Below are 24,339 nucleotides of genomic sequence, written 5' to 3'. Positions count from 1 at the left end.
CACGGCACGCCCCGCCCCGTGCTGTGCCGGGACAACGGAAAACCCCGGATCAGTCGACAACTGACCCGGGGTCCCAGAAGAGCCGCTTTCGGGATTCGAACCCGAGACCTACGCATTACGAGTGCGTTGCTCTGGCCATCTGAGCTAAAGCGGCGCGCTGCGCACACTATGGTGCGATCAGCAACGTCGGTAAGTCTACACAGTTTCGCGGGCTGCTTCGTACCCGCCCCGGAGCGGGGGCTCCGGGGCGGCTGCGAGGGCTATGAGCAGCGTTTTCCGGGGGGCGGCGGGGTGCCGTCGAGGAGGTAGGCGTTGATCGCCGAGTCGATGCAGGAGCTGCCGCGGCCGTAGGCGGTGTGGCCGTCGCCGACGTAGGTGAGGAGGCGGGCCGAGGAGAGCTGGCCGGCCAGGGACCGGGCCCAGCGGTAGGGGGTCGCCGGGTCACGGGTGGTGCCGACGACCACGATGGGAGCGGCGCCCTTCGCCTCGATCCGGTGCGGCTCGCCGGTGGCCTTCACCGGCCAGTACGCGCAGTTCAGCGAGGCCCAGGCCAGGCCGGCGCCGAAGACCGGGGACGTCTTCTCGAATGTGGGCAGCGCCTTCTCCACCTGCTCGGGGCCGGTGAAGGCGGCCGGCAGGTCGAGGCAGTTCACGGCGGCGTTGGCCATCATCAGGTTGGTGTACTGGCCCTTCGGGTCGCGTTCGTAGTAGCTGTCGGAGAGAGCGAGCAGGCCGGCGCCGTCGTTCTCCCGCATCGCCGAGGTCAGCGCCTGACGGAGTTGCTCCCATGCCGCCTGGTCGTACATCGCCGCGATCACCCCCGTGGTGGCCAGCGACTCGCCGAGCTTGCGGCCGCCCGCGTCGCCCGCCGGGACGGGATGGGCGTCCAGCTTGCGGAAGAAGGCCTTGAGATGGTCGCCGACCTGCGCGGGAGTCGTGCCCTTGCCGCCGAGCGGGCAGTCGGACCGGTGCACGCAGTCCTTCGCGAACGCCTGGAACGCCGTCTCGAAGCCGGCCGTCTGGTCCAGATTCACCCTGCGGGAGTCGAGGGAGGGGTCGATCGCGCCGTCCAGGACCAGCCGGCCCACCCGGTCCGGGAACAGGCCGGCGTACGTCGCGCCGAGGAAGGTGCCGTACGACGCCCCCACGTAGTTCAGCTTCGGATCGCCGAGCACCGCCCGCAGGATGTCCATGTCCCGTGCCGCCTCGACGGTGGACACGTGCCGCAGCAGCCGCGCCGAGCGCGCCCCGCAGCTCTCCGCGAACTTGCGGTACTGCCCGACCAGCGTGCTCACCTCCTGCTGGTCGTCGGGGGTCATGTCGGTCTGGGTGAAGGTGTCCATCCGGCGGCCGTCGAGGCACTCGACCGGCTCGCTGCGCGCGACGCCCCGCGGATCCATCGCGACCATGTCGTAGGCCGCGCGGACCTCGGCGGGGTAGCCGATCCCCGCGTACTGCTCCAGGTAGCCGATGGCCGAGCCGCCCGGGCCACCCGGGTTGACCAGCAGCGAGCCGAGCTTGTCCTTGCCGGTGGCGTTCTTGCGCGCGACGGCCAGCTTGATGTCGCCCGCGCCCGGGTCGGCGTAGTCCAGCGGCGCCTTCATCGTGGCGCACTGGAAGCCGGGGACACCACAGGCCCGCCAACGCAGGTGCTGGCTGTAGTACGGGGCCAGCGCCGAGGGCGTGGCCGGCGGCAGCGCGGCCAGCGCCGCCTCCGCCGCACCGGTGGACGTCGTGGTCGAGCTCCCGGCGGAGCAGGCGGACACGAGCAGTGCGGCGGCCGCGATCAGGACACCCGTGACACGGGCCGGGGCCCGGGATCGGGTTCGGGTGCGCGTTCCGCTGCGGGTCCGGCCGGTCCGGTGGGGCCGGCGGAGGGAGGGCCAGGTGTGCATCAGGCGATCGTAACGCTGAGCGACGTGCTGAGTACGCGGCGTACGGAGTGTGGCCTCGTACGGGGGACGGAGTCCGTCAACCACCGTACGCCCGGCTCACCCCGCCCGCAGTGCCATCGTCATCGCCTCCACGGCGAGCAGCGGGGCCACATTGCGGTCCAGGGCCTCACGGCAGGCGGCGATCGCCTCCATGCGGCGCAGCGTGGACTCCGGGCTGCTGCCCCGGGCCAGCCGGTCCAGGGCGTCCTCGGTGTCGCCGTTGGCGATCGCGACCCGGGAGCCGAGCTGGAGGGCGAGGACGTCGCGGTAGAAGCCGGTGAGGTCGCCGAGGGCGACATCGAGGCTGTCGCGCTGGGTGCGGGTTCTACGGCGCTTCTGCATCTCCTCGAGGTCCTTCACCGCCCCCGCCGTGCCGCGCGGCAGCCGGCCGCCCTGGGCCGCGCCCAGAGCCGCCTTCAGCTCCTCGGTCTCCTTGCCGTCGATCTCCTCGGCCAGCTGCTTGGCGTCCTCGGCGGCCGCGTCGACCAGTTCCTGAGCCGCTCTGAGGCAGGCCCCGACCTCGTCCAGCCGCAGCGGGAGCCTGAGCACGGCGGCCCGGCGCTCACGGGCGGCGGGGTCGGTGGCCAGGCGGCGGGCCCGGTCGACGTGGCCCTGGGTGGCGCGCGCCGCGGCCATGGCGGCCTCGGGTTCGATGCCGTCGCGGCGCATGAGCATGTCGGCGACGGCTTCCACCGAGGGCGTGCGCAGGTTCAGGTGGCGGCAGCGGGAGCGGATCGTGGGCAGGACGTCCTCGACCGAGGGGGCGCACAGCAGCCACACCGTGCGGGGCGCGGGCTCCTCCACGGCCTTGAGGACGGCGTTCGCCGACTTCTCGTTGAGCCGCTCGGCATCCTCGACCAGGATGATCTGCCAGCGGCCGTTGGCCGGGGCGGTGTACGACTTGCGGACCGTGTCCCGCATGTCCCTCACCAGGATCTCGGCGCCCACCGCGGCGACCGTGCTGACATCGGCGTGGGTGCCGAGCAGCGCGGTGTGGCAGCCGTCGCAGAAACCGCAGCCCGGGACGCCACCGAGGGCCCGGTCGGGGCTCACGCACTGCAGGGCCGCGGCGAAGGCCCGTGCCGCCTGGTTCCGGCCGGCTCCGGGCGGGCCGGTGAACAGCCACGCGTGCGTCATCCTCGACGCCTCCGGCGGCGGCCGGTCCGCGGCGGCGGCCGTGACGAGGGCGTCGGCGTCCCGCGCGGCGGCGTCGAGCGCCGCGCTCACCTTGTCCTGTCCGACGAGGTCGTCCCACACGGTCATGGGTCACGCCGTCCTTCCGTCACACTCCGCGTTCCGCCCTCCATTGTGCGGGCGGGCACTGACAACTACGGCGGCGCCCGCCGGTACCCCGTGGGGTCCGGCGGGCGCCGCCCGGTGTTCCTCGCTCGGCGTGCCCGTTCGGCAGGCCCGTTCGGTGCGGCCCTCGGCCTCCGCGGTCAGCCGCGCCGGCCGCGGCCACGCCGCCGGTGGGGCTCGTCGTCGCCGGACTCGTCCCGCTCCGGCTCCCGGCCGTCGTACGACCCGAGCAGTTCGTCCGCCAGAGAGGGCAGGTCGTCCAGCGGGGTCTCCTCGGCCCAGTCGGGCCGGGGGCGGCGGCGAGGTGTGCCGTCGGCGTCGATCTGGGGCATCTCCCGCGTGCGGTCCTCGGTGCCGTCGGGACGGGCGGCGCTCCGCTCGTCCCGGAAGTAGCCGGGCGGCACCCGGTGCGCGGGGTCGTCGCCCCGGACCGGCGGCAGCACGGCGGTCTCGTCGGCGGCACCGGACGACACGGGCGGCAGTACGGCCGTCTCGTCGGCGGACACGGGCGGCAGGACCTCGGTCTCGTCCGCCGCGCGCGGGCCCACCGGCGGCAGCACTGCCGTCTCGTCCGCGGCACCGGAGGCGACCGGCGGTCGCGGCATCTCGGCCGTCACGTCGGAGTCGTGGGTACGGCCGGCCGTGCGCGCGTCCTCGGCGCGCTCCTCGCGCACCGGCCGCAGCACCGCCGTCTCGTCGGTGCCCGGCGAGACCACCGGCGTCGCCACGGTCGCCGCGTCGGGCGTCATGCCCGGAACCTTCGGCTGCGGCGAGCCGGGCCGGCGGGCCGCGGTGTCTGCCGCCGTGGCCGCCTCGGCCGCCTGCCGACGGGCCTCCTCGGCGCGCAGCAGCGCCTCCTCGGCCTTCCGCTGCTTCTCCAGGCGCCGTGCGTCTTCCTCGGCACGCAGCCGGGCCTGCCGCGCTTCCTCGTCGGCGCGCAGCCGGGCCTCCTCCTCGGCCTGCCGACGCCGACGCTCCTCCTCGGCCCGTCGGCGGGCCTCCTCCTCGGCGCGGGCCCTCTCCTCGGCGAGCAGCCGCTGCCGCTCCTCCTCGGCCCGTCGGGCGGCGTCCTCGGCCCGCTGCCGGGCCTCCTCAGCCTGCCGTTCGGCCTCGCGGCGCTGCGCCTCCTCCAGCTCGCGCCGCTTGCGCTCCTCCTCCTCGGCGCGCAGCTTGGCGAGCTGCTCCTGGCGCTCACGCTCCAGGCGCTCCTCCTCGGCCTTGCGCGCCGCCTCCTCCTCGGCCTTGCGGCGCGCTTCCTCCTCGGCCTTCTTCCGCGCCTCCTCCTGGGCCTTGATCTCGGCCTCGGACAGCGGCAGCACGGTGTCGAGCCGGTGCCGGATCACGGTGGTGACGGCCTCGGGCTCCTGCCCGGCGTCCACCACCAGGTAGCGGCCGGGGTCGGAGGCGGCGAGGGTCAGGAATCCGGCCCGTACGCGCGCGTGGAACTCGGCCGGCTCCGACTCGAGCCGGTCGGGGGCCTCGGTGAACCGCTCGCGGGCGGCCTCCGGCGAGACGTCCAGCAGGACGGTGAGGTGCGGGACGAGTCCGTTGGTGGCCCACCGGTTGATGCGGGCGACCTCGGTCGGGGACAGGTCGCGGCCCGCGCCCTGGTAGGCGACGGACGAGTCGATGTAGCGGTCCGAGATGACGACCGCGCCGCGCTCCAGGGCGGGCCGTACGACGGTGTCCACGTGCTCGGCGCGGTCGGCCGCGTACAGCAGCGCCTCCGCGCGGTGCGACAGACCGGCCGAGGACACGTCCAGCAGGATCGAGCGCAGCCGCTTGCCGACGGGGGTGGCGCCCGGCTCGCGGGTCAGCACGACCTCGTGGCCCTTGGCCCGGATCCACTCAGCGAGGGCCTCGGCCTGGGTGGACTTGCCGGCGCCGTCGCCGCCCTCCAGGGCGATGAAGAAACCGCCCGCCGCCTGAGCGGTGGCCGGGTCGTCGCCGCCGAGCAGCGCGTCCTTGAGGTCGTGCCGCAGCGGGACGCCGGAGCGGTCGTCGGCCTTGGCCAGGACGATCACGGCCACCGGCAGCAGCAGCGCGCCGACCAGCATCAGCGTGAACGAGGCCCCGCCGTGTGCGAAGACGAACTTGCCGTTCTCCAGCCGGTGCGGGCCGATCAGCCCCGCGACGACGGGCGCGATCAGGGCGCCGAGCGCTATGAAGACCCGTACGACCGCGTGCAGGTGCTCGGTGGTGCGCGCCCTGCGGTACTCCTCGGTCTCCTGGTCGAGCAGGGCGTGCCCGGTGTTGGCGGCGATGCCCGCGCCGACGCCCGCCAGCGTGACGATCAACAGCACGGTGGTGACGTCCGGGACCAGCCCGGCGGCCAGCAGGGCGATGCCGGTGAAGGCGATGGCGAGCGCGAGGAGCCGGCGGCGCGAGAGCGACGGCAGCACCGAGGACGCGGTGCGGATGCCGACGGCGACTCCGCCGGTCAGGCCGAGGACCAGCAGGCCGTAGAGGACCGGGCCGCCGCCCAGGTCCCTGGCGTGCAGCACGCACACCGCGACGGCGGCGGCGATGGCTCCGGCGACGGCGGCGCAGGCCGGGACGAGCAGCGGGATGGCGCCGGTGCGGCCCTTGTCGACACCGGTGCCGGTGCGCGGGCGGCGCAGCCCCTCCAGCGGGGACCGCGCGCGCGGGGTGCGCGTGTCGGGCAGCTCCAGGGAGGTCAGCACGGACAGGGACGCGGCGAACAGGCCGGCCGCGACATAGGAGCCGAGGGCCGCCTGGTGCTGGTCGAACCAGGCCACGCCGGTACCGAGCAGGTTGTTCAGCAGGGCGGCGGCGACCAGGGCGGCGGCGGCCAGCGGAACGGCCAGGAAGGCGGTGCGCAGTGCGAGCCGGCGCAGGGCGTCCAGGTGGTCCGGCAGCGGCCGTACCGTCGCTCCCTCCGGGGGCGGGGCGGGCAGCAGGGCGGGGGCCGCGCTTTCCCGGCACACCGTCCACAGCCGCTCGGCGACGCCGGTGACGAAGACGGTCACCAGCAGGACGGCGAGGGCGTTGTCCGGGATCCAGTCGATCCACAGGGGCGCGACGATCAGCAGCGCGACCCGCAGGCCGTCGGCGCCGACCATGGTCCAGCGGCGGTCGAGCGGGCCCTCCTGGGCGGTCAGCGCGGTCAGCGGGCCGAGGAGGACGGCGCCGAAGAGCAGGGTGGCGAGGATGCGCGCCGCGAAGACGGTCGCCACTGCGAACGCCGCGCCCCGGTACCCGCCGCCGAAGGAGCCCTCCGCGACGGCCGCCTGGAGGACCAGGACGATCAGCACGAGAAGGGCGAGACAGTCACCGACACCGCTCACGAGCTGCGCGCTCCACAGGCGCTTCACCTGCGGTCGGCGCAGCAGTGAGCGGACGGCGCGCTCGCGGGAGTCCGCGACCAGGGCGTCGTCCGGTGCGGGCGTGGGGGCCGTTGGCTGCTCGGCTCGCGTCATGCGTTCAGCCTATCCGCAGGCGCCGACACCACACCCACCACTCCTGACGTGTGCACGCCCCGACACCAAAGTGATGCCGGGGCGTTCGTTTCGCGAAGCCGTGGGCCGGCCGGAGTGACGGTCCGGCCGGCGGCCCGGCGGATGTCAGTCCTCCGTGCCCGAAGCCGTCGCCTTCGAGGTCGTCGCCTTCTTCGCGGTCGTCTTCTTGGCCGTGGTCTTCTTGGCGGTGGTCTTCGCGGCCGCTGTCGTCTTCTTCGCCGCCGTCTTCTTGGCGGTGGTCTTCTTCGCGGGAGCGGCCTTCTTCGCGGTGGCCTTCTTCGCCGTCTTCTTCGCGGGGCTCTTCGCCCGCTTCTCGGCGAGCAGCTCGAATCCGCGCTCCGGGGTGATCGCCTCGACGCTGTCGCCGGAGCGCAGGGTCGCGTTGGTCTCCCCGTCGGTGACGTACGGCCCGAAGCGGCCGTCCTTCACCACGACCGGCTGGCCGGAGACCGGGTCCTCGCCCAGCTCCTTCAGCGGGGGCTTGGCGGCGGCCCGGCCACGCTGCTTCGGCTGGGCGTAGATCGCCAGCGCCTCTTCCAGCGTGATCGTGAAGAGCTGCTCCTCGGCCTGCAGCGAGCGCGAGTCCGTGCCCTTCTTCAGGTAGGGGCCGTAGCGGCCGTTCTGCGCGGTGATCTCCACGCCCTCCGCGTCCGCGCCGACGACACGCGGCAGCGACATCAGCCGCAGCGCGTCGTCGAGGGTCACCGTGTCCAGCGACATCGACTTGAAGAGGGAGGCCGTCCGCGGCTTCACCGCGTTCTTGCCGGTCTTCGGGGTGCCCTCGGGGAGCACCTCGGTGACGTAGGGGCCGTAGCGGCCGTCCTTGGCGACGATCTCGTGGCCGCTCACCGGGTCGGTGCCCAGCTCGAAGTCGCCGCTCGGCTTGGCCAGCAGTTCCTCGGCCAGGTCGACGGTCAGTTCGTCCGGCGCCAGGTCGGCCGGGATGTCGGCGCGCTGGTGCTGCTCGGTGTCCTTCTCGCCGCGCTCGATGTAGGGGCCGTAGCGGCCCACCCGCAGCACGATCTCGTTGCCCACCGGGAAGGAGGAAACCTCACGCGCGTCGATCGCGCCCAGGTCGGTCACCAGCTCCTTGAGGCCGCCGAGGTGGTCCCCGTCGCCGTTGCCGGCGTCGGCCGCGCCGCCCGTGGCGCCCGCGGTGAAGCCGCTGTCCGGCACCGTCTCGCCGAAGTAGAACCGCTTCAGCCACGGCACGGCCCGTGCCTCGCCGCGGGCGATGCGGTCGAGGTCGTCCTCCATCCGGGCGGTGAAGTCGTAGTCGACGAGCCGGCCGAAGTGCTTCTCCAGCAGGTTGACCACGGCGAAGGACAGGAAGGACGGCACCAGGGCCGTGCCCTTCTTGAACACGTAGCCGCGGTCGAGGATCGTTCCGATGATCGACGCGTACGTCGACGGGCGGCCGATCTCCCGCTCCTCGAGCTCCTTGACCAGGCTGGCCTCGGTGTAGCGGGCCGGGGGCTTGGTGGCGTGGCCGTCGACCGTGATCTCCTCGGCGGACAGCGCGTCGCCCTCGGCGACCTGCGGCAGCCGGCGCTCGCGGTCGTCCAGCTCGGCGTTCGGGTCGTCGGCGCCCTCGACATAGGCCTTGAGGAAACCGTGGAAGGTGATCGTCTTGCCGGACGCGCTGAACTCGACGTCCCGGCCGTCGGCGGCGGCGCCAGCGATCTTCACGGTCACGCTGTTCCCGGTCGCGTCCTTCATCTGGGAGGCGACGGTCCGCTTCCAGATCAGCTCGTAGAGCCTGAACTGGTCGCCGGTCAGCCCGGTCTCGGCCGGGGTGCGGAAACGGTCACCCGAGGGCCGGATCGCCTCGTGCGCCTCCTGCGCGTTCTTGACCTTCCCGGCGTACGTACGCGGCCGGTCCGGCAGGTAGTCGGCGCCGTAGAGCTGCGTGACCTGGGCGCGGGCGGCCGCGACGGCGGTCTCGCTCAGCGTCGTGGAGTCCGTACGCATGTACGTGATGTAGCCGTTCTCGTACAGCTTCTGGGCGACCTGCATCGTCGCCTTCGCACCGAAGCCGAGCTTGCGGCTGGCCTCCTGCTGCAGCGTCGTCGTACGGAACGGGGCGTACGGCGAGCGGCGGTAGGGCTTGGACTCGACGGAGCGCACGGAGAAGCGGGTGTTCTCCAGCGCGACGGCGAGGGCGCGGGCGTTCGCCTCGTCGAGGTGCAGGGTGTTCGCGCTCTTGATCTGACCCAGCGAGTCGAAGTCGCGGCCCTGCGCGACCCGCCTGCCGTCGACGGTCTGCAGGCGCGCGACCAGTGACGACGGGTCCGAGAGGTCTCCGGCGCGGCCGGTCGCGAAGGTGCCCGTCAGGTCCCAGTACTCGGCGGAGCGGAAGGCGATGCGCTCGCGTTCGCGTTCGACGACGAGCCGGGTCGCTACGGACTGGACGCGGCCGGCCGACAGACGCGGCATGACCTTCTTCCACAGGACCGGCGAGACCTCGTAGCCGTAGAGGCGGTCGAGGATGCGGCGGGTCTCCTGGGCGTCGACCATGCGCTGGTTGAGGTCGCGCGGGTTGGCGACGGCCTCGCGGATCGCGTCCTTGGTGATCTCGTGGAAGACCATCCGCTTGACCGGGACCTTGGGCTTCAGGACCTCCAGGAGGTGCCACGCGATGGCCTCGCCCTCGCGGTCCTCATCGGTGGCGAGGAAGAGCTCGTCGGAGTCCTTCAGCAGGTCCTTTAGCTTCCTGACCTGGGCCTTCTTGTCCGCGTTGACGACATAGATCGGCTCGAAGTCGTGCTCGACGTCCACGCCGAGCCGGCGCACCTCGCCGGTGTACTTCTCGGGTACCTCCGCGGCACCGTTCGGGAGGTCGCGGATGTGCCCGACGCTCGCTTCGACTACGTAGCCGGGGCCCAGGTAGCCCTTGATCGTCTTCGCCTTGGCAGGCGACTCGACGATGACGAGTCGGCGGCCGCCCTGTGCGGTCTCGCTGGTCGGGGACAACTTCGCTCTTCTCTCCGGTCGACGCCGGCCACTCCCCCGGTCTTCGTCCCGGGGTCGCGGCGCGCTTCTGGCTCGTGTGACGCTGCGGAGTGTGACGGTACATCCCGCCCCCGTGTCAAACGGGAAAAGCCCACAACGGCCACTCGAACGGTAACCCGACTACCGGCATTCCTGCCGCCCGGACTCCTCGGCGGCCCCCGCTCCTCTGTCCGGAGCGTGACGCTCCCATTACCGGGGCGGTACCACGGCCGCCGACGTCAGAGGCGGGTCAGGCAGTACGCGGCGAGGCCCAGCGCGACGACTGCGACGGCACCGGCGAGGGTGGCCGATGCGACCGGGCTCACATCCTGGGCGACCGGCTCGCGGTGCCGTACCCGAGTGCCGGTCCACACCAGCAGGGCGCCCCCGAACAGGGCGAACACCACTCCCGCGAAGATCGCCGGTCCGCTCTCCATGACCCCGCCCGCCCCTTCCACGCCGTCCGCCGTACCCAGCGCGGGGAGGGTGGCACGCGCGGGAGACGGGCCGGCGACATCGGGGTGAACGGAGGGCTCCTGGGCCATCGAACACGCACGAACAGACCTCGGCCGGGACCGCACCCGTATTTTTCCGGCCGTTTTATCGGCACCGACGCGTTCCGGCCCGTGCCACCGGCATACGACGACGGTCCGGACGCGGCTACGACGGCTCGGGGAGCGGGCATGCGGCAGCGGGGCGCGTGGACGTGACCGCGCCCCGTCACGGCCACCGGTCGCGCCCCGTGGTCGTCTAACGCGCCGGTTCCAGGAAGCCCTGCTCGACCAGCAGTCGGATCTGGGCGGGGGTGCGGTCGCGCAGCAGGACCGCGTCCTCGCCGACGAGCTGGGCGATCGCGTCGAGGATGCGGCCGGCGCTCAACGTGCCGTCGCACACGCCCGCGAAGCCCGCGCCGACCGTGTCCACCTTCGTGGCGCGGCGCATACCGCGGTGCTGGCGCAGCACCACGTGCTCCGGGTCCTCGGCGCCGGGCAGCCCGACCTGCTCCTGGACCACCTCGGCGGTCAGCCTGAAGTGGCCTTCGAGCAGGGCGGCGTCATCGTGGTCCCGGAGGTAGTCGAGGCGGTCGAAGTGCGCCCGGATCGCTTCCCCGAGCGGCTGTTCGACCGAGTGCGGCCACTCCTCCACGGTGACCGAGGGTTCCGGCGCCCCGGTTCTGCGCAGGGTGATCCAGCCGAAGCCGACCGCCTTGACCTTGCGCGCCTCGAACTCGTCCAGCCAGGCGTCGTAGCGTGCCTGGTACTCCGCCGGGTCACCGCGGTGGTCGCCGGCGTCCCTGAGCCACAGTTCGGCGTACTGCGTGATGTCCTGCACCTCGCGCTGCACGATCCAGGCATCGCACCCGCGCGGCACCCACGACCTGAGTCTGTCCTGCCAGTCCTCTCCCGCGACGTGCTGCCAGTTGGCGAGGAACTGCGCGAACCCGCCCTCGTTGAGCCGTTCCCCCGCCTGCTGAACGAGCAAGCGGCACAGATCGTCCCCGCCCATGCCGCCGTCGCGGTACGTCAGCCGCGCGCCCGGCGAGATCACGAAGGGCGGGTTGGACACGATCAGGTCGTACGTCTCGTCGTCCCGGACCGGCTCGAACAGCGAGCCCTCGCGCAGGTCGGCGGCGGACGCTCCGGAGAGCGCCAGGGTGAGCGCGGTGATGTGCAGCGCGCGCGGGTTGACGTCGGTCGCCGTCACGCGCGTGGCGTGCGAGGAGGCGTGCAGTGCCTGGATGCCGGAACCGGTGCCGAGGTCGAGCGCGGAGGCGACGGGCGTGCGCACGGTGATGCCGGCCAGGGTCATGGAGGCGCCGCCGACGCCCAGGACCACTCCCTGGTCCCGGCGGCCGATGCCGCCCGCGCCGCCGACCGCGCATCCCAGGTCGGACACGATGAACCAGTCCTCGCCGCCGGGGCCGCCGTAGGGCCGTACGTCCACGGTCGCGGCGACCTCGTCGCCGGCCACGGGCCTGAGCCAGCCGCCCTCCAGCGCCTCCGCGACCGGCAGAACGGCCGCCACGCGCGCGCGGGGCACCGGTTGCTGGAGCAGGAAGAGACGTACGAGCGTCTCCAGCGGCGTGTCGCCGCGGGTGGCCCGGAGCGCGGGCACGGTCTCACTGCGGGCCAGCGCCGCGTAGGCGGGGGCGCCGAGCAGATCGAGCAGCCCGTCGGCGGTGAAGGAGGCGGCGAGCAGGGCGTCGCGCAGGCGTGCGGCGACGTCGGGCCGGTCGGTGGCGGGCAGGGGGGCGAGGCCGGAGTCAGTCACACCCCCATTGTGGCCCGGCGCGGCCGGCCGGGGCCGCCTCCGCGCGGGTGGGCCGCCCATGTCCGCCGACCCGCGATGCCCGTCGGAGCGCCGGTGCCGGTCGGCCACGGACGCCGGCCGCCCGCCCACGTCGGGCGGTCGGGCGGGCGATCGAGCGGGCGGTCGGCGAGGTCAGCCGGTAGTGGCCGACGCGGGGGCGGAGCCCGATGCGGCGACCTTGCAGCTGGGCTGCTTGGCGATCGCCTCCTTCACATCGCCCTGCTCCAGCCGCTTCAGCGCCTGCGTGCCGCTGTTGCTCTGCTCGCCGATCTGCTTCGTCTGGTCGGCGACCTCGTGCAGGCCCTTGGCGAACTTGCCCTGGTCCTTGGTGTCGAGCCCGTCGACCTTCTTCTTCAGGTCGCCGTAGGCCGTGGCCAGGTCGGCGAGGTTCTTGGCGGCGTCCTTCTGCCGCTTGGCACCGCCGTCCACCCCGGGAGGCGCTCCGGCGCTGTTGATGGCGGCGGCCAGCCCCTTGTAGCCGTCGGCCATGTCCTGGAAGGCCGACGCGTACGTGCTCTTGGCGGTCTTGGGCGGCAGGTTGCCGTCCGTGGCTATCTTGGCGATCGAGGCGTTCGCCTCCCTGATCTTGGCGTCCTGCCCAGGCACCGCGTCGCACACCGTCTTGGCCCAGGCCACCAGCTTGGGGTCGGGCCCGCTGTCCTTGCTGCTGCCGCATCCCGACAACGCCACTACCAGTACCGCACCGCCGGACAGTGCGGCCGTGAGCTTCTTGTTCACCGGATCGGTCCCTTCCATGGCTCTCGGCCCCCGGAATCTACACGGCATACCGACACCCCCCACATGCCGAAGGCCCCAGAAGTCTTCTTTTGTGATTCTTTGCACCATGGGAGAGAAGGCTCACGGCCGGAGCGGCACGGCACACGCAGCGGGCGGGCGGCACGTCAGCACGTGCCGCCCGCCCGCCCGTTGCGCAGGCCCGGTGGAAGCGGGCTACGAAACCACCGCCGCGTCCGGTGAGTTGGCGACCCGCTCGGCGCTCTCGTCGTCGCCGACGGCGATCCCGCGCCGCTTGGAGACGTACACCGAGACGGTGATGACCAGCAGCGCGAGGATCGCGATCCCGATCCGCACGCCGAGGTTCTTGTCGTCACCGTAGGAGAACTTGATCACCGCGGGCGCGATGAGCAGCGAGACCAGGTTCATGACCTTCAGCAACGGGTTGATCGCCGGCCCCGCGGTGTCCTTGAAGGGGTCGCCGACCGTGTCGCCGATCACCGTGGCGGCGTGGGCCTCGCTGCCCTTGCCGCCGTGGTGGCCGTCCTCCACCAGCTTCTTGGCGTTGTCCCAGGCGCCGCCGGAATTGGCGAGGAACACCGCCATCAGCGTGCCCGCGCCGATCGCGCCCGCGAGGTAGGAGCCGAGCGCGCCGACGCCGAGTGTGAAGCCGATGAAGATCGGCGCCATGACCGCGAGCAGACCAGGTGTGGCCAGCTCGCGCAGGGCGTCCTTGGTGCAGATGTCGACGACCTTGCCGTACTCGGGCTTCTCGGTGAAGTCCATGATCCCGGGTTTCTCGCGGAACTGCCGCCGCACCTCGAACACCACCGAACCGGCCGAGCGCGACACGGCGTTGATGGCGAGTCCGGAGAAGAGGAAGACGACCGCGGCGCCCGCGATGAGGCCGACGAGGTTGTTGGGCTGCGAGATGTCCATCGACAGGCTCATCGGCGAGCCGGGACCGGTGAGCTTCGCGCCGACGTCCTGCACATTGGTGGTGATGGCGTCCCGGTACGACCCGAAGAGCGCCGACGCCGCGAGGACGGCGGTGGCGATGGCGATGCCCTTGGTGATGGCCTTGGTGGTGTTGCCGACCGCGTCCAGGTTGGTGAGCACCTGAGCGCCCGCACCCTCGATGTCTCCCGACATCTCGGCGATGCCCTGTGCGTTGTCCGAGACCGGCCCGAAGGTGTCCATGGCGACGATCACGCCGACCGTGGTGAGCAGACCGGTGCCGGCCAGGGCGACCGCGAACAGCGCGAGCATGATCGAGGTGCCGCCGAGCAGGAACGCGCCGTACACACCGAGCCCGATGAGCAGGGCGGTGTAGACGGCCGATTCCAGCCCCACCGAGACGCCGGCGAGGACGACGGTGGCCGGGCCCGTGAGAGAGGTCCTGCCGATGTCCCTGACCGGGCGGCGGGTGGTCTCGGTGAAGTAGCCGGTCAGCTGCTGGATCACGGCGGCGAGCAGGATGCCGATCGCCACCGCCACCAGGGCGAGGATCCGCGGATCGCCGTCCTTGGCGCGGATCGCCGCGTCGGTGACGCCACTCAGCTCGGAGTACTTCGCGGGCAGGTAGACGAAGACCGCGATCGCGACCAGCACGAGGGAGATCACCGCCGAGATGAAGAAGCCGCGGTTGATCGCGGTCATGCCACTGCGGTCGGCCCGGCGCGGCGCCACCGCGAAGATGCCGATCATGGCGGTGAGCACACCGATCGCCGGCACCAGCAGCGGGAAGGCGAGCCCTGAGTCGCCGAAGGCGGCCTTGCCGAGGATCAGCGCGGCCACCAGGGTGACGGCGTACGACTCGAACAGGTCGGCCGCCATGCCGGCGCAGTCACCGACGTTGTCGCCCACGTTGTCGGCGATGGTCGCGGCATTGCGCGGATCGTCCTCCGGAATGCCCTGCTCGACCTTGCCGACCAGGTCGGCGCCGACGTCGGCGGCCTTGGTGAAGATGCCGCCGCCCACTCGCATGAACATGGCGATCAGGGCGGCGCCGAGGCCGAAGCCCTCCAGCACCTTCGGCGCGTCGGCCGCGTACACCAGCACCACACAGGAGGCGCCCAGCAGGCCGAGCCCCACCGTGAACATGCCGACGACGCCGCCCGTGCGAAATGCGATCTTCATCGCGGTGTGCGAGACGGTGGTGAGATCCTTTTCGGGTTCGCCTTCGCCCGGGGTCGCTTCCCGGGCCGCGGCGGCGACGCGCACATTGCTGCGCACGGCGAGCCACATGCCGATATAGCCGGTGGTAGCCGAGAACACCGCGCCGATCAGGAAGAACACCGATCGTCCGGCACGCTGATTCCAGTCGTCCGCGGGCAGCAGCAGGAGCAGGAAGAAGACGACGACGGCGAATACGGCGAGCGTGCGCAACTGCCGGGCAAGATACGCCTTGGCACCTTCCTGGACCGCTTCGGCGATCCGCTTCATGCTCTCGGTGCCCTCGCCCGCCGCCAGCACCTGGCGCACCAGGACGCCTGCGACCGCGAGCGCGGCCAGGGCGACGGCCGCGATCACCGCCACGATGATCCGGTTGTCGTCCGTGAGTACCGCGGCCGCGAGGGTTGTGGGGTGACCAAACTGATGAGGGGTAGAAAGCCCCGCCATTCGTCCTCCTTGACGCTTGGGCTGAGCTCAAGATGTGGACGGATTGTAGGTACCCCAGAGTGATCTAAACAGGGGACGGTAAACGGAATTAGCCTCCTCGTGCTCTTCAGCAAATGATCGAGTTCCCGCCATCGAACCCGAAAGGGGTAATGCCTCAAAGGCATTGACGGCCACATTGATGCTTGATCAAATTATCAGGGTATTGATCGTGAATTCCTTCACGAATTCCCGAGCGTGCCGGAGACAGCACGAAGGGCCCTGCTCAGCAGGGCCCTTCGATGCGTTGTGCGCGGTGTCCGGACGCGCGGTGCGCGGGTTCAGCGGTGTTCGGACGCGTGGTGCGCGGGTTCAGACGAGCGTGACGGTCGGCGGGGCGGTGGGCCAGCTCATGCGGATCAGCCCGCCGTCCCGGCCCGTGGTGACCTCCACGTCGTCAACGAGGCCGCTGATGACCGCGAGGCCCATCTCGTCCTCCTCGGCCTCCACGTCCGCGTCCGCGGCGGCTCCGCCGGCCACTCGTTCGGCGGGAGCGGCGTGCGGGGCCTCGTCGCCGACCTCGATGGAGAACTGTTTCTCATCTTCGATCAGCGCCACCTTCACGGGTGCCGTGATGGCGTTGCTCTGATGGAGTCCGACGGCACGGGAGCAGGCCTCACCCACGGCGAGGCGCACCTCGTCGAGTACGGCCTCGTCCACTCCGGCCCTGCGCGCCACCGCTGCCGCCACCAGCCGGGCGGTCCGGACGTGCTCGGGCAGCGCGCTGAAGCGGAGTTCGACGGTGGCCATGCATCCCCCTCGCGACTACGGGCGTGCGGTCCGGGGGCGGGGCCGCCGAGAGCCCGCACCCCCTGCTGTACTACTGGGCCCCGGACCAATCGGCCCGGGGCGGGGCCGACCGATGTCCGGACCGGCGAGCGGTCCGGACCAGGTGGCCGGCCGGGGTCAGTCAGTGGCCGCCACCGCTTCCTCGACCGAGGTGTGGATCGGGAACACCTTGGTGAGGCCGGTAATGCGGAAGATCTTCAGAATGCGCTCCTGGTTGCAGACCAGGCGCAGCGAGCCCTCGTGGGCACGCACCCGCTTCAGGCCGCCGACCAGCACGCCGAGCCCGGTGGAGTCGAGGAAGTCCACGCCCTCCATGTCGACGACGAGGTGGAAATTCCCGTCGTTCACCAGCTCGACCAACTGCTCGCGCAGCTTGGGCGCGGTGTATACATCGATTTCGCCACCGACCTCGACGACCGTACGATCGCCGACGGTACGGGTCGACAGGGACAGGTCCACGGATCCTCCAGCACCTTGCTATCGAGCGGTTGCCCCTCGGGACATCGGCCTGCGGCCCCCGGGGCGCATCGCCAGCCGCGATGGCATTCAATCACTTACCGGCAGTCGTGCACGACGTCTTGGCTCCATTGTCCGTCACGCCGGTGACACACTCGGTGCCGATGGCCAAGAATCACCGATCCGATCGCCCCATGGCGGACCCGGCGTCCCGCCCCTCTCCGGGCACCGTTCTGGACCGGCTCGCCTCCGGGCCGAGCCGATCTGCACGCATCACTCATACGGAGCACTTGCCCCCGCGCGCGGGTCGGCATGCCGTCTGGCCTGACCGGATTCGCTCCGAGGTGATCGCCGCGGTGCAGGCGTGCGGTATCGAGCACCCGTGGGCCCACCAGGCGCTGGCCGCAGAGCACGCCCTGGACGGCGATTCGGTGGTGGTCGCCACCGGCACCGCCTCGGGCAAGTCCCTCGCCTACCTCGTGCCGGTCCTGTCGACCCTGCTGGACGGCTCCGAGGCTCCGAACGGCCGCGGGGCCACCGCCCTGTACCTGGCGCCCACCAAGGCGCTCGCGGCGGACCAGTGCCGCTCGGTGAAGGAACTTTCACAACCTTTGGCCGGTGCCGTACGCCCGGCCGTGTACGACGGCGACACCCCGTTCGAGGAACGGGAGTGGATCCGCCAGTACGCGAACTACGTCCTCACCAATCCCGACATGCTGCACCGCGGGATATTGCCGTCCCACTCCCGCTGGTCCTCCTTCCTGAAGGCGCTCAAGTACGTCGTCATCGACGAGTGCCACACCTACCGGGGCGTGTTCGGCTCGCACGTCGCCCAGGTGCTGCGCCGGCTGCGCCGCCTGTGCGCGCGCTACGGCGCCTCGCCCGTGTTCCTGCTGGCCTCCGCGACCGCCGCCGAGCCCGCCGTGGCCGCCGGCCGGCTCACCGGTCTGCCGGTGGTGGAGGTCGCCGACGACGCCTCCCCGCGCGGGGAGCTGGTCTTCGCCCTGTGGGAGCCCCCGCTCACCGAACTCCACGGCGAGAAGGGCGCACCCGTTCGGCGTACCGCCACCGCCGAGACCGCCGACCTGCTGACCGATCTCACCGTGCAGGGCGTGCGCTCGGTCGCCTTCGTGCGCTCCCGGCGCGGCGCCGAGCTGATCTCGGTGATCACCCAGGAGCGCCTGGCCGAGATCGACCGCTCCCTCGCCGGGCGTGTCGCGGCCTACCGGGGCGGCTACCTCCCCGAGGAGCGCCGTGCCCTGGAACGCGCCCTGCACTCCGGCGAACTCCTCGGACTCGCCGCCACGACGGCCCTGGAGCTGGGCGTGGACGTCTCGGGGCTGGACGCGGTCCTGATCGCCGGATACCCCGGCACGCGCGCCTCCCTGTGGCAGCAGGCGGGCCGCGCGGGCCGCTCCGGACAGGGCGCTCTGGCGGTGCTGGTGGCCCGCGACGACCCGCTGGACACCTTCCTCGTCCATCATCCCGAGGCCCTGTTCGACCAACCGGTGGAATCGACCGTCCTCGACCCCGACAACCCGTACGTCCTCGCCCCGCACCTGTGCGCCGCCGCCGCGGAGATCCCGCTGACCGAGGAGGACCTCGACCTCTTCGGGCCTGCCTGCGCGGAGCTGCTGCCCCAGCTGGAGGCCGCGAAGCTGCTGCGCCGCCGCACCCGGGCCTGGCACTGGACGCGCCGGGAACGGGCCGCCGACCTGACCGACATCCGCGGCGCGGGCGGGCGGCCGGTGCAGGTCGTGGAGGCGAGCACGGGCCGTCTGCTCGGCACGGTCGACGCGGGCGCCGCGCACTCCGCGGTGCACGAGGGCGCGGTGCACCTGCACCAGGGCCGCACCTACCTGGTGCGCTCGCTCGACCTGGAGGACTCCGTCGCGCTGGTCGAGCAGGCCGACCCGCCGTACTCGACGGTCGCCCGGGACACCACGTCGATCTCCGTCCTGGAGACGGACGTCGAGATCCCCTGGGGCTCCGGCCGGCTCTGCTACGGCTCGGTCGAGGTCACCAACCAGGTGGTCTCCTTCCTGCGCCGACGGATCATCACGGGTGAAGTGCTCGGTGAGACGAAGCTCGACCTCCCTCCTCGTACGCTGCGCACGCGCGCGGTGTGGTGGACGGTCACCGAGGACCAACTGGACGAGGCCCGGATCACCCCGGAGATCCTCGGCGGCTCCCTGCACGCCGCCGAGCACGCCTCGATCGGCATGCTCCCCCTGTTCGCCACGTGCGACCGCTGGGACATCGGCGGGGTGTCGGTCCCGCTGCACCCGGACACCCTCCTGCCGACGGTGTTCGTCTACGACGGCCATCCGGGTGGTGCGGGCTTCGCGGAGCGCGCCTTCCACACCGCCCGCGCCTGGCTCGCCGCGACCCGGGAGGCCATCGCCTCCTGCGAGTGCGAGGCGGGCTGCCCCTCCTGCATCCAGTCCCCCAAGTGCGGCAACGGCAACGACCCGCTGCACAAGAGGGGCGCGGTACGGCTCCTCACGGTGCTGCTGCGGGAGGCTCCCGGGGAGAAGCAGCGGGAGGACTCACCGGCGCAGGGCTGAGGTGCCGAGGTGCTGAGGTGCGCCTTCCGGATCACGCAGGCGGCCTCGGAGCGGTGGCTGTCCCCGCCGCCGGGGGCAGGGGTCCCGGCGGCCCGGCTCTGGCCCTGACCTCCGCCGCGAACGGCCCCCGTCCCGAGGCCGCTGTGACGTCCGAGGTCTCGCCCGCGATCACACACCGCACCAGCCGGACCCGCTGGGCCGCCGCCACCCGTTCCGCCCGGGCGCAGGCGCCGGCGGTGCCCTCGGCCCAGTGGTCCGCGGCGGCGAGCGCCGCCAGATCCGCGCCGCCGGCCGCCCGATGCCTGACCACGACCGCCTGCCCCAGGGCGAGCACGGCGCCGAACACCACACACAGCACGGTGATCACCCCGACGCTCCAGACGGTGGCGGAGCCCCGATCCGAGCCGCGGGCCTCGCAGCGGAGTCCAACTCGCCGGCGCCTCATGACCCCGGCTCCCCCGCGGGCCCGGCCACCGCGCCCGTGCTCCGGCCGGCTCCAGCGCTGGCACCGGTGTCGGCGCCAGCGCCCGTGCCGGTGCCAGTGGCCGTGCCGGCTCCAGCACCGGTCCCCGTGTCGGCGCCAGTGCCGGTGTCGGCGCCCTTGCCCGTGCCGACGCTCTCCTCCGCCGCTGCCACCGCCTCCTCCCGTACCTCGAACGGCAGTCCGGTCAGCACCGGCGGTCTGGCCACCACCGTCACCCGGACCTGGTCACCCGCACGGCCGACCGTCACCCGCGCCCCGCGCGGTGCCGCCTGCCGGGTCACCTCCACCACCGCGTCGGCCGGGTCCTGCCGGGCGGCGGCCCGGGCGCCGGTGCGGGCGGCGTCCACGCACTGGATCTGGGCCGCCACCACGAGCAGCCCCCAGACCAGCGCCATGGTGAACGCCACCAGCACCGACAGCACCACGGCCGACTCCGCGGTCACGAACCCGCGGTCCGACCCCCGCTCACATTCGCGCACTGAGGGCCCGCTTCACGATGGCCTGCAGCTCGGCCTTGACCTGGCCGCTGGTGACGACCTCGTAGAGCAGCAACGCGAATCCGACCGCGGCCACGATCCCCATCGCGTACTCCGAGGTCACCATCCCCCCGTCCGCGCGCCATCGCTCCCGCACCGACACCCACAGCTTCCCGGCCTTCTTCCGCACCTCGAACTCCCTTCGTTCCGGCTTTCTCGTCCGTTTTCGAAACCACGCCGTCCGCGTCCCGCACCGTCACCGGCAGTCGCCCGCGACCGCTTCCTCCGCCGTTGCCGTCAGCCGCCGCCCCCTCCCATCACGCCGCCCGCCAGCCCGATCACCACGGGCAGCACGCCGATCGCGATGAAGGCGGGCAGGAAGCACAGCCCCACCGGCGCGGAGACCAGCACGCCCGCCCGGCGCGCCCGGGTCGTAGCCGCTCTGGCCCACTCCGCGCGCGCGTCGGAGGCGAGGCGGGCGACGGGGCCGGCGGCGGGCAGACCCGACTCATCGGCCCGTTCCAGCAGCCGGGCCAGCGCCCCGGCGCCGGGCAGATCGGCCAACCGGCGCCAGGCGTCGCGCGGTTCACCACCGAGCCGCACCTCGGCCGCGCCACGGTCCAGCGCGTCCCCGACGGGTCCGCCGAGGGCCTCCCCCACCGCCTGGGCGGCGATCACCGGACCGGCCCCGGCCGTGATGCAGGCGGCCAGCAGATCGGCGGCAAGCGGGAGTTGGCGGGCCGCGAGCGCTGTGTCGACCTCCTCCGCCGGACCCGCCTTCGTCCGCCGGAGCCGCCACCGCCAGAACCCCGCGCCGACGGCGAGTGCCACGACCGCGCCGGCCGCGCCGCCGACCAGTACCCACGCCCCGCACATCGCCCCCGCGACCGGCAGCCACCGCCGCACCGTGTCCCCGACCTCGAAGGGCGGGCCGGACTCGGCCTTCACCAGGGCCAGCAGTTCGGCCACCCTGCGCCGCGCCCGGCGCCGCCGCCGGGCCATGACCAGCCACCGGGCCGCCCAGCCCACACTCAGCAGGGCAACCGCGACTGTCCCCAGCCTGTGGACGACTTCACCGCTCATACCTCCTCAGCTCCCCGTACGATCCGTCCCGCCCACCACACTCCGGCGCCCTCGAACACCGCTCCTGCCACCAGGCAGCCCAGCCCGGCCCCGCTGTGCAGCAGCACCCGCAGCGGGTCGGCGCCCATGGCCGAGCCGAGCAGCAGCCCGAGGGCGGGCAGCGCGGCTAGCAGCAGCGCCGTCGCCCGGGCCCCGGACAGCTGGGCCCGTAGGTCCGCCCGTTGGTCCCGCTCGGCACGCAGGGCCCCGTCCAGCCGATCGAGGCCGTCCGCGAGCCCCGCACCCTGGTCCACGGCCACCCGCCAGCAGGCGGCGAGACCCAGCAGCCCCTCGGCGCCCGGCTGCCGGGCCGCGACGGCCAGCGCGCCCGGCACATCGCCGCCGAACCGCGCGGCCGCGACCACGCCGTTCTGCGCCTCACCGAGCCCGCCGGAGTCCCGAGCCGCCCGCAGCAGTGCCTCACCGGGCTGCCGTCCCGCGCGCACCTCCCCGGCCAGCGCCCCGCACAGGCCGATCACCGCGTCCGCGCGCCGCTCCCTGGCCCGCCCGGCCTGCCGGGCCAGCCGCATCCTGCGCAGCACCGGCACCCCGGCCGCCCCCGCCACGACCGGAATCACCGAGGCACCCAGCAGTGCGAGCAGCAACCCGGCCGCGAGCGACCACCACTCGGGCCGCAATCGGCCCTGCAGCTGACGCAGTTCACCGACGGCCCGCTCCCAGGAGGGCGGGCCGGTCGCCACCCCCGCGCCCCCGGCCAGCAGCAGCCTCGCGCGCCGCACCCCGTGATGCCGTCCGCCGAGCAGCCAGGCCGCCGCCCCGACACAGGCCGCCGCCGCGCCCATCGACGCCTCAGTGCTCACTTTCCTCACTCCTCTCGTCCCACTCGCTCCCGGACCCGCCGCTCAGCAGCTCCCGCAGCCGCTCCCAGCCCCGCTCCCGGGTGAAGGCCCGCACGCCCCAGCGCAGCGCCGGTACCGTCCGCACCAGCCCAGAGACATCCCGCTCCAGCACGTGCACCTCGGCGATCCGGCGCCGCCCGGACCGGTCCCGTACGAGGTGGAGCACCACCGACAGCGCCGCCGCCAACTGGCTGTGCAACGCCGCCCGGTCGAGCCCCGCCGCCGTACCGAGGGCCTCCAGGCGGGCGGGCACGTCGGCGGCGGCGTTGGCGTGCACGGTCCCGCAGCCTTCGTGGCCGGTGTTGAGCGCGGCCAGCAGGTGCACCACCTCGGGGCCCCGCACCTCGCCGATGACCAGACGGTCGGGCCGCATCCGCAGCGCCTGCCGGACGAGGTCCTCCAGGGTCACGAGGCGGGAATTAGGAACGGTTCGGCTGTCTCAGGCCCCGAACTGTCTCAGTTGCCCCGCTAGCGAGACCAATTCGACGGCAGAGTTCGGAGCTGGAGACTGTCTCAGCACAACCCCATCATTGTTATCTCGTTGTTACCCGCGGGTCGCGACGCTCGCTGAGTTGCTGACCCAGGGCGCTCCGGCGGCCACGGACGACAGCGCGGTGCACCGTTCAGGGTGAAGGCGAGGCCGAGTTCCACGGACGGCGTGAACTGGGCACTGAGGGTGATCAGAAGCGACGGCTCGCTGGCCCGCAGGATGCCGAAGGCCCGTACCTCGACCACGCCCAGGACGAGCCCCACCGCGCCCCGGTAGTCGTCACCGCGCCGTTCCAGGAAGCCGCTGCCCCGCGCGGGGCCCACCGCCATGCTCAGGCCTATCCCGCTCGGGAGCACCGGTGTGACGGCGGCTCCCGGGGTCAGCTCGCTGCCGATTCCGTCGATCGTGACGTCGGCGAGGCCCAGCAAGGAGGCGCCGAAGGAGGCGGTGAACCGCAGCGCGCTGCCGACGGGCGCCAGATACAGGGCGGGCGCGCGCAGCCCGAGCGGCGCGATCCGCAGCGGCACCGCCAGGCCGTTCTTCCCACCGCCCTGGAAGTGGACTCCTTCCGTGTCTAGCCGGGCCTGGACATCGCCTTCCAGGGCCAGCCCGCCCGCACCAAGCAGGGTGAGCAGCTCGTCGGTGGGCAGGGTGAGCCGCAGACCGCGAACGGACAGCTGCAGCGAGGCGCTCGCGGGATCGGACGGCACTGTCAGGGCGAGCTCGATGTCTTGCCGTACCCGCAGCACGTCTGCGAGTTGGAGCGTGCCCAGGTGCACGGTGAAGGAGATCTCCGGCGGCAGGGTGTCGCGTAGGACCTGGACGTCGTTCGCGGTGACGACGAGGACGTCCGAAACGGTGAGGCTCCAGTCCGGAATCGCGCCGACCGCCGCGTCGGCGAGCAGTGCCAGCAGCTTGGGCCACAGGTCGCCGGCCTGATCGGTCTCGGGCGCGCTGATACGGGACAGCAGCGCGGAGGGCGTCAACTGCGCCTCGGGCCCGATGAGGGCCCCCGCCAGCTTTCGGCGCCTCTGCGCGACATCGAGCCCGCCCAGCTGGGGCAGGACTCCGGCCAACTCGGTCCGCAACTGCGCGGCGAGATCCGGGGACTGTCCCGCTCATAGGATCACATCCCTGTGCGGTGCGACGGCTCCTCACTGACGCCACCCAGCGGGGCCGCGCTCCAGGAGGTGGGTGTAGGGGGTGGCGGCGGGGCTACCTGGTGGTCAGCGTTGCTCGGCGTGGCTGGGGCGCTCACTCGGTGAACACCCGCACGCTCACGTCCTCGGTTGAGGTCTGCAGTGAGAGTCCGCACTCTCCCGTCTCAGTCACCTGGTCGGCCTGGAGCGGAAACCCGGTGAACTCGATCCAAGCGACGCCGGAGTCTCCGTCCTCCCAACTGATCGCGCCCTCACCGAAGAAGCCGTTGCTTCCCGACGGGTCGATCACGGCAACGGTGAGCGAGTTGGCCGCGCCCTTGGTGTTCTCGGCCTGAACGTCGACGGTGAGCTTCACCCCGGGAGTGGCGAGTGCCGTGTCCGTAACGGGCGCGAGGCTTCCGACATTGAAGGAGCTTCCCAGTCCCGTGGAGTTGGTACCTGACACCTGAAAAACGGTCACATTGAACGTCTGAGAGCTGACTGAGACTGTCGCCATGGTAATGCCTCCTAGCCTCAGCTCAAGAGTCCG

17 protein-coding genes, 1 tRNA gene and 2 pseudogenes are annotated in these 24,339 nt (G+C 72.5%); 1 reads left to right on the top strand and 19 read right to left on the bottom strand.

Going from position 1 to position 24,339, the window contains the following annotated elements; all coding sequences use genetic code 11:
* Window positions 1-80: 80 nt before the first annotated feature.
* The 11 genes from ACFVVO_RS33955 to bldG form a co-directional block, all read right to left on the bottom strand.
* Window positions 81-154: transfer RNA gene (locus tag ACFVVO_RS33955), tRNA-Thr, on the bottom strand.
* A gap of 106 nt (window positions 155-260) precedes the next feature.
* The gene (locus ACFVVO_RS33950) at window positions 261-1,895 is read right to left on the bottom strand and encodes an alpha/beta hydrolase (RefSeq protein ID WP_390060163.1); all 1,635 of its coding nucleotides are present in this window, start codon (window positions 1,893-1,895) and stop codon (window positions 261-263) included.
* A 96-nt stretch (window positions 1,896-1,991) separates the two neighbouring features.
* Window positions 1,992-3,197 carry a DNA polymerase III subunit delta' gene (locus ACFVVO_RS33945; protein WP_390060162.1) on the bottom strand — a complete coding sequence of 402 codons (1,206 nt, stop codon included), beginning with the start codon at window positions 3,195-3,197 and terminating at the stop codon, window positions 1,992-1,994.
* Window positions 3,198-3,373: 176 nt separating this feature from the next.
* Complete coding sequence (tmk, locus tag ACFVVO_RS33940) at window positions 3,374-6,673, bottom strand: dTMP kinase (protein WP_390060161.1); 3,300 nt, start codon at window positions 6,671-6,673, stop codon at window positions 3,374-3,376.
* A gap of 144 nt (window positions 6,674-6,817) precedes the next feature.
* Entirely contained in the window at window positions 6,818-9,685 is a 2,868-nt protein-coding gene (topA, locus tag ACFVVO_RS33935; RefSeq protein ID WP_390060159.1) for a type I DNA topoisomerase, read from the bottom strand.
* Window positions 9,686-9,942: 257 nt separating this feature from the next.
* Window positions 9,943-10,140, bottom strand: a complete 198-nt coding sequence (locus ACFVVO_RS33930; protein WP_390060300.1) for a hypothetical protein — start codon at window positions 10,138-10,140, stop codon at window positions 9,943-9,945.
* A gap of 313 nt (window positions 10,141-10,453) precedes the next feature.
* Window positions 10,454-11,974: a methyltransferase gene (locus ACFVVO_RS33925; protein WP_390060157.1), complete on the bottom strand. Its 1,521-nt coding sequence runs from the start codon at window positions 11,972-11,974 to the stop codon at window positions 10,454-10,456.
* Between the two features lie 171 nt (window positions 11,975-12,145).
* Window positions 12,146-12,751: a small secreted protein gene (locus ACFVVO_RS33920; protein WP_390060156.1), complete on the bottom strand. Its 606-nt coding sequence runs from the start codon at window positions 12,749-12,751 to the stop codon at window positions 12,146-12,148.
* Between the two features lie 213 nt (window positions 12,752-12,964).
* The gene (locus ACFVVO_RS33915; protein ID WP_390060154.1) at window positions 12,965-15,370 is read right to left on the bottom strand and encodes a sodium-translocating pyrophosphatase; all 2,406 of its coding nucleotides are present in this window, start codon (window positions 15,368-15,370) and stop codon (window positions 12,965-12,967) included.
* Between the two features lie 348 nt (window positions 15,371-15,718).
* The gene (locus ACFVVO_RS33910; protein ID WP_390060152.1) at window positions 15,719-16,156 is read right to left on the bottom strand and encodes an ATP-binding protein; all 438 of its coding nucleotides are present in this window, start codon (window positions 16,154-16,156) and stop codon (window positions 15,719-15,721) included.
* A gap of 156 nt (window positions 16,157-16,312) precedes the next feature.
* Window positions 16,313-16,654, bottom strand: a complete 342-nt coding sequence (gene bldG / locus ACFVVO_RS33905) for an anti-sigma factor antagonist BldG (protein WP_010986038.1) — start codon at window positions 16,652-16,654, stop codon at window positions 16,313-16,315.
* Window positions 16,655-16,734: 80 nt separating this feature from the next.
* On the opposite strand from bldG, the gene ACFVVO_RS33900 reads away from it, so the two are divergent.
* The gene (locus tag ACFVVO_RS33900) at window positions 16,735-19,218 is read left to right on the top strand and encodes a DEAD/DEAH box helicase (protein WP_390060150.1); all 2,484 of its coding nucleotides are present in this window, start codon (window positions 16,735-16,737) and stop codon (window positions 19,216-19,218) included.
* A gap of 31 nt (window positions 19,219-19,249) precedes the next feature.
* Here the strand turns inward: ACFVVO_RS33900 and ACFVVO_RS33895 are convergent, their stop codons facing one another.
* From ACFVVO_RS33895 to ACFVVO_RS33860, 8 genes and pseudogenes are all read right to left on the bottom strand, one after another.
* Window positions 19,250-19,663: an Rv3654c family TadE-like protein gene (locus tag ACFVVO_RS33895; protein ID WP_390060148.1), complete on the bottom strand. Its 414-nt coding sequence runs from the start codon at window positions 19,661-19,663 to the stop codon at window positions 19,250-19,252.
* A 158-nt stretch (window positions 19,664-19,821) separates the two neighbouring features.
* Window positions 19,822-20,181: pseudogene (locus ACFVVO_RS33890) on the bottom strand (TadE family type IV pilus minor pilin); the annotation flags it as partial.
* Complete coding sequence (locus tag ACFVVO_RS33885) at window positions 20,168-20,305, bottom strand: DUF4244 domain-containing protein (RefSeq protein ID WP_358933122.1); 138 nt, start codon at window positions 20,303-20,305, stop codon at window positions 20,168-20,170. The gene ACFVVO_RS33885 and the pseudogene ACFVVO_RS33890, both read right to left, overlap by 14 nt.
* Window positions 20,306-20,475: 170 nt before the next feature.
* The gene (locus ACFVVO_RS33880) at window positions 20,476-21,261 is read right to left on the bottom strand and encodes a type II secretion system F family protein (RefSeq protein ID WP_390060146.1); all 786 of its coding nucleotides are present in this window, start codon (window positions 21,259-21,261) and stop codon (window positions 20,476-20,478) included.
* Window positions 21,258-22,103, bottom strand: coding sequence for a type II secretion system F family protein (locus ACFVVO_RS33875; protein ID WP_390060298.1), 846 nt, complete (start codon window positions 22,101-22,103; stop codon window positions 21,258-21,260). Before ACFVVO_RS33875 ends, ACFVVO_RS33880 begins: the two co-directional genes overlap by 4 nt.
* 7 nt (window positions 22,104-22,110) lie before the next feature.
* Window positions 22,111-22,572, bottom strand: a pseudogene (locus ACFVVO_RS33870) (ATPase, T2SS/T4P/T4SS family); the annotation flags it as partial.
* Window positions 22,573-22,673: 101 nt separating this feature from the next.
* A complete protein-coding gene (locus ACFVVO_RS33865) occupies window positions 22,674-23,738 on the bottom strand; it encodes a DUF6603 domain-containing protein (RefSeq protein WP_390060144.1) in 1,065 nt (354 codons plus the stop codon).
* 166 nt (window positions 23,739-23,904) lie between these two features.
* Window positions 23,905-24,306 (bottom strand): hypothetical protein, encoded by a 402-nt coding sequence (locus ACFVVO_RS33860; protein ID WP_390060142.1) that lies wholly within the window; start codon window positions 24,304-24,306, stop codon window positions 23,905-23,907.
* Window positions 24,307-24,339 lie beyond the last annotated feature (33 nt).

The sequence above is a fragment of the Streptomyces sp. NPDC058145 genome, from assembly GCF_042884245.1.
Lineage (GTDB): Bacteria > Actinomycetota > Actinomycetes > Streptomycetales > Streptomycetaceae > Streptomyces.
The sequence above is the reverse complement of the archived record's forward strand: the minus strand, read 5'-3'. Positions and strand labels throughout refer to the sequence as shown.

Bases quoted from the DNA above. Each gene is read 5' to 3' on its own strand.
- ACFVVO_RS33895 (WP_390060148.1), bottom strand. From the start codon at position 19,663: ATGAGGCGCCGGCGAGTTGGACTCCGCTGCGAGGCCCGCGGCTCGGAT.
- ACFVVO_RS33915 (WP_390060154.1), bottom strand. From the start codon at position 15,370: ATGGCGGGGCTTTCTACCCCTCATCAGTTTGGTCACCCCACAACCCTC.
- ACFVVO_RS33875 (WP_390060298.1), bottom strand. From the start codon at position 22,103: ATGGGCGCGGCGGCGGCCTGTGTCGGGGCGGCGGCCTGGCTGCTCGGC.
- ACFVVO_RS33930 (WP_390060300.1), bottom strand. From the start codon at position 10,140: ATGGAGAGCGGACCGGCGATCTTCGCGGGAGTGGTGTTCGCCCTGTTC.
- ACFVVO_RS33880 (WP_390060146.1), bottom strand. From the start codon at position 21,261: ATGAGCGGTGAAGTCGTCCACAGGCTGGGGACAGTCGCGGTTGCCCTG.
- tmk (WP_390060161.1), bottom strand. From the start codon at position 6,673: ATGACGCGAGCCGAGCAGCCAACGGCCCCCACGCCCGCACCGGACGAC.
- ACFVVO_RS33910 (WP_390060152.1), bottom strand. From the start codon at position 16,156: ATGGCCACCGTCGAACTCCGCTTCAGCGCGCTGCCCGAGCACGTCCGG.
- ACFVVO_RS33860 (WP_390060142.1), bottom strand. From the start codon at position 24,306: ATGGCGACAGTCTCAGTCAGCTCTCAGACGTTCAATGTGACCGTTTTT.
- ACFVVO_RS33885 (WP_358933122.1), bottom strand. From the start codon at position 20,305: ATGGTGACCTCGGAGTACGCGATGGGGATCGTGGCCGCGGTCGGATTC.
- ACFVVO_RS33950 (WP_390060163.1), bottom strand. From the start codon at position 1,895: ATGCACACCTGGCCCTCCCTCCGCCGGCCCCACCGGACCGGCCGGACC.
- ACFVVO_RS33945 (WP_390060162.1), bottom strand. From the start codon at position 3,197: ATGACCGTGTGGGACGACCTCGTCGGACAGGACAAGGTGAGCGCGGCG.
- ACFVVO_RS33900 (WP_390060150.1), top strand. From the start codon at position 16,735: ATGGCATTCAATCACTTACCGGCAGTCGTGCACGACGTCTTGGCTCCA.